We start from the raw sequence: 9,059 nt of genomic DNA on the forward strand, positions 1-9,059 counted from the left end.
GGCCTGGGTCACCGTCTCGGTGCCATCCACGTCCACCAGGGCGGTCGCGGGGTCGAGCTCGAGCGTCACCGTCGGCGCCGCCGGCGCCTGGGTGTCCAGCGCCACGCTGAGGCTCTGATCCCCGGGACTCGCCAGCATATTGCCGGCGCCGTCCTCGAGCTCGGCCCCCGCCGCCAGGCCCACCGTCAGCTCGCCCTCGGTGTCGGCGGTCGGGCGCACCAGCACCCGGTAAGCCGTGTCGCTGTTCAGCACCGGTGACAGGCTGCCCTCCACCAGCTCGCCGTTCGTCACGTCCAGGTCGGCTTCCGTCAGCCCGTGGATCACCTCGCTAAAGCTCAGCGTCACCCACACATCGCCGCTCGCCTGGGTCACCGTCTCGGTGCCGTCCACGTCCACGAGGGCGGTCGCGGGGTCGAGCTCGAGCGTCACCGTCGGCGGCGTGGTGTCGATGCTCCAGGCCACGGCGTTTAGGCCGGTGGCGCTCTCGTTGCCGTCCACCGTCTGGCGCACCTGAATATCGCCGGGGGCGTAGTCGCCCTCGGCCAGCGTAAAGCCGGTGCCGCTGCCAGCCTGCCAGCTTTGTCCGGCGTCGCTGGAGTACTCCCAGCTGTCGCCGGCGTCGGCATCGAAGGCCGCCGCCAGGGTCACCTCGATCGTGTCGTTGCTGGTCACCCCGGCCACGCTGCCGGTGTCCTCCGCCAGCGCCACGCCCGGCGCCGCATCCAGCGCCGCCTCGCTAAACACGAAGGCCAGGGCGCCATCACCGCTGACGTTGCCCGCCGCATTGGTGGCGGTGACGCGGATCTGGTAGACGCTGCCGTCGGCGGTCAGGGCATCGCCCTGCACGCCGAAGTCGTAGCTGGCCTCGCCGTTGGCGTCGGCCATCACGCTGCCGTGCAGCACCCCATCCACGTAGACGTGCAGGGTGTCGCCCTCGCCGACCCCGCCAAGCGCCAGGCTGCTGTCGCTGGTGACCCCCGCCTGATCGCCGGTGTCATTGGCCAGCGCCACCGTCGGCGCGTCCGGCGCCTGGGTGTCCAGCGCCACGCTGAGGCTCTGCGCCGCCGGATCGAGCAGCGCGTTGCCGGCGCCGTCCTCGAGCTCGGCCCCCGCCGCCAGGCCCACCGTCAGCTCGCCCTCGGTGGCGGTGGCCGGGCGCACCAGCACCCGGTAGGCGGTGTCGCTGTTCGGCACCGGCGCCAGGCTACCCGCCACCACCTGGCCATTCGCCACGTCCAGGTCGGCTTCCGCCAGCCCGTGGATCGCCTCGCTGAAGCTCAGCGTCACCCACACATCGCCGCTCGCCTGGGTCACCGTTTCGGTGCCATCCACCTCCACCAGGGTGCTAGCGTCCGCCTCGATCGTCACCGTGGGCGGCGTGGTGTCGATGCTCCAGGCCACGGCGTTGACGCCGGTCGCGGTGGTCTTAGCGTCCAGTGTTTGACGCACCTTGACGGTGCCAGCGTCATAACTCTTGCTTTCAGCCAAGGTAAACGCATTGCCCTCACCTGACTGCCATGTTTCACCGTCATCGGTGGAATACTCCCAAGGGATAGTCGCCTCTAACCCCGCTACCGACACCGTAGTGGCATGGGTAATGACACCAGAGCTGTGACTTGGTCCGGTATTCTCCAGACTGAGCGTCAGCGGCAAAACCACCGGCGGAACAGACGCTGGCGCTGGCGCAGCCTCATCGCTTCCCCCCATGGTGGAGGCCCCCACGACCAACCCTGCCGCGCCAACCGCACCCACGGTCGCCAGGGGAAACATCGAAGCCCCAGCCGTGGTGGTGGCAGTGGTAGCGGCCGTGGCAGCAGCAGCACTGCTAGCCGTGCTGGTAGCCGCGGATTGAGTGACTTCACTGAACCACCCAGCGTCCCCCGCCGCTGACGGGTAAGCCGATAGCAACGCGTCCAGATCAAGCGACTCCCATAGCGGCTCCGCCAAGGAAGAGAGCCATGGCTGCTCCAGCATCTCGATGAGTTGCCCAGGGTCGCCATAGGCATAGCGCAACCCGGCATCCCCTTCACTGGGAAATCCACTGTTCTCCTGATCGGCGGCGGCCAAGCGCGAGGCATCGAAGCGCTCCGGTTCTTCCCCGGCTGCCGCCGGGAACTCGATGGCACATTGACCATCGGCGCAGGCGAGCATGAAGTCACCCAATACCACCTCTCGGCCATCTGCCAGAACCAGCACGATATCCTGGCCTCGCTGTACCACCACCACCCCGTCCTCCGGCGCATAATCGGCCAACGCGGCCAGCAGCTCTTCCACGACGAGCCGCTGCCCCATCAACTGACTCATCTCGAGGCGACCGGAGGCAGCGCCCAGGATGGAGAAGACAGCAGAGTCAGCCTTGTCGAGAGATGCTAAGGGCGCCCCCCCTCCAGACTGAGAAAGTGCCTTATTGAAAAAACCAATAACCTGCGAATACTGTCCAAGATCTTTCATGCTATCACCTCAATTGATCACCGCTCCGACAGGGCCCCGCTAAATGCCCTCATAACCGGCTTGGCTATATATTCAATCACCGTTCTTCGGGATGTTTTAATATCAACAGAAACCGTCATTCCCGGCTGAAGCATGTCATTCCTAAGCCGCGAATCTTGCGCTACGTCATCAAGGCGAACCCGGCCAAGATAATAGCTATACTGTCGACCACCCTCCCCTCTTTCCTGAAGCGTATTTGAACTCAGATAAACCAGCTCTCCGGAGATAGCCCCAAACATGGTGTAATCGAACGTATCGACCTTGACACTCACCGGAAGCCCAACTTCCAGATCACCGACATCGACGGGATTGACTCTCACTTCAACCAGCACTTCATCATCGAGCGGCGTGATCTCCATGAGCTTGTCGCCAGGCCGTAACACTCCGCCCAAGGTATTCACCGTAACCAGGTTGACATACCCACGCACTGGTGAACGCACCACTGTTTGATCCAGAACATCCGCCCGCTCCACTAAACGGTATCGCTGGACGGCCAACTCCGACTCAAGCCTAGATAATTCTTGAGCCGCCCGTCCTCGATACTGGTGGATGGCATCTTGAATCCTTCCCTGTAATTCGATGACCTGTTGCTGAGCACGGCTCACTTCCAGGCGACTGGTATCTCCGCCACTCAACAGTGATTGCTGCATGGCCAATTCTTCGCTGGCGATCTCCAATGAATCCCTCAGCACCATAAGCTGATCATCGAGAGCTTGACGCTGTTGCTCATAAAGATTGCTCTCTGCATCCAAGAGCCGGGGGTAGGCATCGAGTTCTTCTCCAAACTGCAAGGGGATACCATGAGCCTCGGCATGGAGTCTCTGGACACTGGCCTGCAGCGCCGCTAGCTGATGACGCCCCTCTTCATAAGCCGCCCGGGGCCGCTCACTACGGAGAATGGCCAACTCCTGTCCCTCCAGAACCAAATCCCCCTCATGGACCAGGATCTCAGCCAGTGCTCCCCCGTCTGACACCTGAACCTCCTGGGTACGGCCACCGGGGATCACCTCACCTTGCGCCCTGACATATTGATCAATTTCAAAAAAATATGCCCAGGCCAGAAATACTCCAAGCCCGACAGACAGCCATATGATCATCCATAGTGGATAGCGCCCTTCTTCGACCCCCTCCAGTCCATCAGCGATGACCACCGAACGCCCTTCAATCTCGGACTTGCCGGCATCATCACCGGGGAATCCTATCTGCCGCTGGTTCATCACGCTTCCCCCCGCCCATTACCGACAGGCAATGCCGTCTCCTCTCCTTTACGCGGCTCTCCTTTACGCGGCTCTCCTTTACGCGGCTCTCCTTTACGCGGCGTCGCCGGAGAAGAAGCTTTCTTGGTCAATCTCTTCAGCACTTCCTCCTTGGGACCATCCATCACGACATGATGACCGGCAACGACGACGACCCTATCGACCATCTCGAGCAGCTCCATCTTGTGCGTAACCAGCACTAGCGTATCGGTTTTACCGATGGCCGCCTTCATGGAATGAATAACCCAAGCCTCCAAGTTACGATCCATTGATGCCGTGGGCTCATCCAGCAACCACATCGAGGGGTTTCGTAAAAAAGCACGCGTAAGATGAACCAACTGACGCTGCCCACCGGAAAGTCCGACTCCGCCTTCGTAAATGGGTTGCTGCAGCCCCTGAGAATGAGACGACACCACATGCTCCAGTAGCCCCGTTGCCCTCGCCGCAGCGAAGATAGCCTCATCGCCGGGATCCAGTAACCCCAACACTAAATTCTCTCGCAGCGTCCCGGAGAAGAGCCGTCCCTCCTGTGGAACATAGGCCATCTGATCCGCCAGGGCGGGCTTAGATAATTGGAAAATATCCACATCATCGAGAAAAACTCGCCCTTTTGTCGGCTTGTACATTCCAGACAGAATACGTAACAGCGTCGTTTTACCCGCTCCAACAGGACCCAAGATCGCCACTTTCTGCCCAGCAGGAATGACTAGTTTCTTAATATAAAGCGCGGGATTATCCTGATAGGAAACCTCGATATCGTCGAGCCGGTAATTACCTTTGAAACGCTCGATCACGATAGGAGTCTCGCCTTCGGGGTGATCCCCCTCCAGAGCCCAGAGCGCATCCAGCCCTTTGAGGGCCGCCTTGCAGTGGGCTGCTTGAATCAGGAGGTTAGGAATGGCCGCCACCGGTGTTAACGTTCGCCCCGTCAAGATCGATGTGGCGATCAACGCCCCCATGGTGAGCTCGCCACGACTGACCATCAAGGCTCCGGAAGCAACGATCGCCACATAGGCACATTGCTGCATTCCGGCCACGAGAAACTGCGACCGCTCAGAAATATTACGTATCTTGGTATCATAATCTCGGGCCTCATTTGTCGTCGCCATCCAGCGCGCCAGCATCCGCCAACCTCCTTGGCCCGACTTGATCGTTTCCGCCCCTTCCACTGACTCCACCAAGAGGCCCGTGCGATAATTCACTGCCTGGTTAGACGACTGAGCCAGCCGATCGACTCGCTTCCTGTTATAGAGCCCAACCGACAAACTAATGACAAGAAACAGTGCCGGAAATACCGCCAGCCATCCCGAAGCCGCATAAATAATGGCGACAAATAAAATAACAAATGGCGCATCCACGGCAACCTGACTAGTGATCGCAGCAATAAACGAGCGCACCGTTTCATAACCACGCATCTGAGCCGACAAGCTTCCGACACTATTCGGCATCTGGTCCATTCTCACAGACAAAAAACGTCGATAAATCGCAAAGGATAGCGAGCGATCGACATTATCAATAAGCGACTCATAGATACGCGCCCTCACGGCCTTGGTGAGCCCTTCATAGAGAATGGCAACAAAAACCCCAAGCGTCAGGACAAGCAACGTATTACTCGCCCCAGTAGGGACCACCCTGTCATACACCTGCATGGTATAGAAAGCACTCGCCAAGGCGGCCACGTTGATCACCATGCCACCAAAGACAGCCGCCACAATCAGCGACTTCCTATGGAAAAACTCTTTCACGATAAGCCGCTTGACACTTGGCGACTGCCCTCGACAAGTAAAGGTAATACTCGCAGCCAGGCAACCTTCCAGCGTCTCCCAGACCGATTCCTCCCAGGCATTGATGCTGGGGTTCCACGATTCGACTACCCAACCACCGTGTCCATTCTGTCCACGGAGCACTCGACAGCCGCCACCCGGGGTCTGCAACAATGCAGGAACACCCGCCGCCTGCGGGCTTCGATACCACTTCACCGAATGAAACCCCAGACGCCCCCCCACCTCCTTCAGAATGCCTTTCATGGATGAGGCATGGCTCGTACTAACCGCCTCATGCAGCGCCAGACGATCCACCACTTCACGCTGAATGCTAGCCAAGCGCATCAACCCATTGGACAACTGCCCTTTTGGCGTCATCTTATCCCCCCCCTAAATCAACGCCCAATACCGAATCAATACCATAAGTATTGAGCGCCAAGCGCCAAGAGAGCACCATACGAGTGGTAATGGCATCCGTTAAGCGCACTTTTGTCGAAGCTACCTCTCCTGCCGAATTGAGCACATCGAGCCAGGTTTTCTGGCCGGCTAAGTATTGCCGACGATATGAAGCAAAGACATTTTCCGCTTCGACTACCGAGCGCCTAACCGGCTCAATCTGTGAGTCTAACGCCTCTAAAGTGACATAATCCTGCGTAATCATTTCTGCCACCCGACGCTGCTGCTCATCCAAGCCAGCACGCGCCGCATCGACATTGGCTACTGCCTGCTGTGCCGCCGACACCACAGAAAGCCCCGGACCAAATTCCGACTCGACCACCAACTCCGCCACCTGCTCCGCAGGGCCGCGATGAAATTCACGATGCCGCACCTCCAGACGTATATTGGGATATCGCTCCGCACGCACTTGGCCATATTCGGCCCGACGCCGCTCGACTTCGGCCTCAGCGGCCAGCATCGCGGGATGCCCTTCCAGGGCCTGCCGCAACAGGACGTCCACGCCCTCTCCGTCAACCCAAGGAAAGGGCTCCTCCGGAATGCTCAGCAGTTCTTGATCCGAGAGCTCCCTTCCCAGCAATTGCTCGAGCGCCGCTCTCGCCGCTGCCACCTCGGCATCGAATTGCGATAGTTCTGCGGCCACCCCCTCATAACGGGAAACTGCCAAAGCCAAATCACTCCGAGACGCCACCCCCGAGGCCAGCCGCCGGTCCATCTGCGCCCGCAACTCATCATGCACCCTCACGTTTTGCCGCCACGCCTGCCGCCTAAGGTACGCGGCTCGCCACTGCCCAACTCCCGACAAAACAGACTGCATCAAATCGAGAGATACCTCTTCCAGCCGTGCCGAAGCCTCCCCCAAGCCGGCGGATGCGAGCTCTCTACCAGCCGTCAACCGCCCACCGGTCCATAGAGGCTGCGACAAGCCTAGCGATATTTTCTCCCCTGACACTCCACCAGCTGCGCCGGATGAAGATTGCCGCCAAGCCGTTGACGAAGATATAATAGGCGTCGGGAAGTACGCCCATCGTGAGCGCTGATAACCATGCTCGGAGGCCTCCAATACTGCGACTTGCATACCTATCGACGGGTGCGTTGCCAACGCCTCTCTCATAAAACCAACCATCGCCCCATCACCCGCCACCGAATCTGAATCCGAATACCCCGACCCTGCGAACGACACAACCATAAGTACCACAAGAAGACATCTTCTCACCCACCCAAAAGCACGACACACTCGCCCCCCACAACACACACCCAACCCAGATGCACTCATAACCGACCCCCGCCTTTGGGACAAACGAGACCGCACTTACTCGCCACTCGCTCAAAAAAAATCTTGGCATCCACACCCTATCCCAACCAATCAGAGATGGGCCAGCCGCAAGCCCGAGATGTCACCTTAGTTCACATAACCTCACCCCTACCCCCGCCTTGCGGAAACGAAAAATCACACAACACATTGAAATAAAAGACAAAAAACAACACCGAGAAAGAATATCAACAATCAACAATGTCAATTATGAAAAATCTCTCCCCTGGGTTCTTTCCTCCCTTTAGATATTTCGCTACTACTTGAAGTGTCGCCGGGTCTACGCGAGAAAACAGGCACGCAGGCGTCGCAAATAGATATGCAAAAATATAAAAACTCACTGAACCCTGATTGTGTAACAACCCAACAAAATGAAAAGTCAGTCAGTTCCCATATCATTCAAGAAATTTACCATAACGGCAAACCAAGGGGCATAAGGGATGAATATGGAAAAGTCAAAAATTGGCATCCTGGGTGATGACAGCAGCATTCTAGAAGAAACCATCAACAGTTTGTCGATCAATGGAAACTCAATCCTTCGTTTCTCATCCCCCGGCGAACTGGTTAGAGCGATAAATAACAATGAGCCAATCGAGGCTATTATTCTTATATCGGAGCACATCGTCTCCGACACCCCTGGATTCATCAAGCACATCCGAAAGATGCTGGACTGGCAGGGCATTTTAATGCTAGTGACAAATGCTCACCATGAGCAGCTAATCATTTCCTGCTTCCTGTCTGGAGCCGACGATGTAATATCACCACCACACACTGCCTTGGAGCTTTCTGCCAGACTCTACTCTATAAGGAGGCGTTGCGCACCTCTCCCCGGACCTGTTATAGAAAAGCATCCCAGCCAGGAGCCCGCAATCACAACCTTCTCTAAATATCGTATCGACAATAAAAATCATGCCATATACTTATCAGGAAACTTAGTCAAACTCACTGAAAAGGAATATCTTCTCGCCGCCCTGTTCTTTGAAAACATGGGCAAGACACTTAGCCGAAACATACTTTTACCAATGGTATGGGGTATCGGCTCGCATATAGCAACCCGAACACTCGACACTCATGTCAGCCGTTTGAGAAAAAAGCTTCATCTATATGGAAAATATGGCTACGAGTTGAGAAGTGTCTATCAGCATGGTTATCGGTTACAAACTACAGCCTCGCAATTCTCTTCATCAGAAATTGAGCTCGCCCCTGCAGAAGTTGATCAAGTCAATACGTCCAAGAAAACAAAGTACACTCATGTTCACACCACCCCGAATGATTATGGATAGCTGTCGGGTCCCGGGTGATTGATTACTACTTGTCAAGCCCGAATTCAACCCATAAGCGCAGCGCCTGATGTATCCAGCGCTCCTGAGTACTCGCCCAGGAATACCAGGGCGGGTGTCCGATAGCCAAACCGCTTCCAGAGCACTCATTCAGCGTCTTCACCACCTTACGTAGCTCGGCATCGGAAACCTGCCAAAAATCAGTTCCTTTGGGGAAATCAGGTCATTGGTGTCCTCATTGCTCCTCCTCAAGCCGGGGCAGCAGGAATCACAAAAGTCGGTCGCCACGGTCACCGCCTCGACCGAGTATACGCGGCAAGGCAGAGCGCGGCAGCCGAAGGGACTGGAACTCGCAGGCCACCACCAAGGATCTTCCGAGCCTCTAGCCTAGGCTTTGTCTGAAAAGTCTGCACGTAGGCAACGATCTATGCACGCCAGGCATACCATGGCCCTGAAACTGCTGGCCAACTTATCGTATCGCGTGCAGACCCGCCGCAACTCT

General features: G+C 57.3%; 6 protein-coding genes and 1 pseudogene. 2 read left to right on the forward strand and 5 right to left on the reverse strand.

What is annotated here, in order from left to right; genetic code table 11:
- A partial coding sequence (locus IHD13_RS17595) for an Ig-like domain-containing protein (RefSeq protein ID WP_195862337.1) occupies positions 1-1,488 on the reverse strand: 1,488 nt, incomplete at its 3' end.
- A gap of 495 nt (positions 1,489-1,983) precedes the next feature.
- Between IHD13_RS17595 and IHD13_RS17600 the strand changes: the two genes are divergently transcribed.
- Positions 1,984-2,373, forward strand: a complete 390-nt coding sequence (locus tag IHD13_RS17600) for a hypothetical protein (RefSeq protein ID WP_195862338.1) — start codon at positions 1,984-1,986, stop codon at positions 2,371-2,373.
- Positions 2,374-2,468: 95 nt separating this feature from the next.
- Here IHD13_RS17600 and IHD13_RS17605 read toward each other — a convergent pair whose 3' ends face one another.
- From IHD13_RS17605 to IHD13_RS17615, 3 genes are read right to left on the reverse strand one after another with little or no spacing between them, the layout of a single operon-like run.
- Entirely contained in the window at positions 2,469-3,707 is a 1,239-nt protein-coding gene (locus IHD13_RS17605) for an HlyD family efflux transporter periplasmic adaptor subunit (RefSeq protein WP_195862339.1), read from the reverse strand.
- Positions 3,707-5,887 (reverse strand): ATP-binding cassette domain-containing protein, encoded by a 2,181-nt coding sequence (locus tag IHD13_RS17610; RefSeq protein WP_195862340.1) that lies wholly within the window; start codon positions 5,885-5,887, stop codon positions 3,707-3,709. The genes IHD13_RS17605 and IHD13_RS17610 overlap by 1 nt, the downstream gene beginning before the upstream one ends.
- Before the next feature lies 1 nt (position 5,888).
- Positions 5,889-7,241, reverse strand: coding sequence for a TolC family protein (locus tag IHD13_RS17615; RefSeq protein WP_326838387.1), 1,353 nt, complete (start codon positions 7,239-7,241; stop codon positions 5,889-5,891).
- A gap of 476 nt (positions 7,242-7,717) precedes the next feature.
- Here IHD13_RS17615 and IHD13_RS17620 point away from each other — a divergent pair, with 476 nt between their 5' ends.
- The gene (locus tag IHD13_RS17620; RefSeq protein ID WP_195862342.1) at positions 7,718-8,560 is read left to right on the forward strand and encodes a response regulator transcription factor; all 843 of its coding nucleotides are present in this window, start codon (positions 7,718-7,720) and stop codon (positions 8,558-8,560) included.
- Positions 8,561-8,604: 44 nt separating this feature from the next.
- Here IHD13_RS17620 and IHD13_RS18605 read toward each other — a convergent pair.
- Positions 8,605-8,857, reverse strand: a pseudogene (locus IHD13_RS18605) (IS30 family transposase); the annotation flags it as partial.
- Between the last annotated feature and the right edge of the window lie 202 nt (positions 8,858-9,059).

Source organism: Halomonas sp. 328, assembly GCF_015645095.1.
Classification (GTDB): Bacteria; Pseudomonadota; Gammaproteobacteria; order Pseudomonadales; family Halomonadaceae; genus Bisbaumannia.

Coding starts and splice junctions, on each gene's coding strand:
- IHD13_RS17620 (WP_195862342.1), top strand. CDS start 7,718: ATGAATATGGAAAAGTCAAAAATTGGCATCCTGGGTGATGACAGCAGC.
- IHD13_RS17605 (WP_195862339.1), bottom strand. CDS start 3,707: ATGAACCAGCGGCAGATAGGATTCCCCGGTGATGATGCCGGCAAGTCC.
- IHD13_RS17610 (WP_195862340.1), bottom strand. CDS start 5,887: ATGACGCCAAAAGGGCAGTTGTCCAATGGGTTGATGCGCTTGGCTAGC.
- IHD13_RS17615 (WP_326838387.1), bottom strand. CDS start 7,241: ATGAGTGCATCTGGGTTGGGTGTGTGTTGTGGGGGGCGAGTGTGTCGT.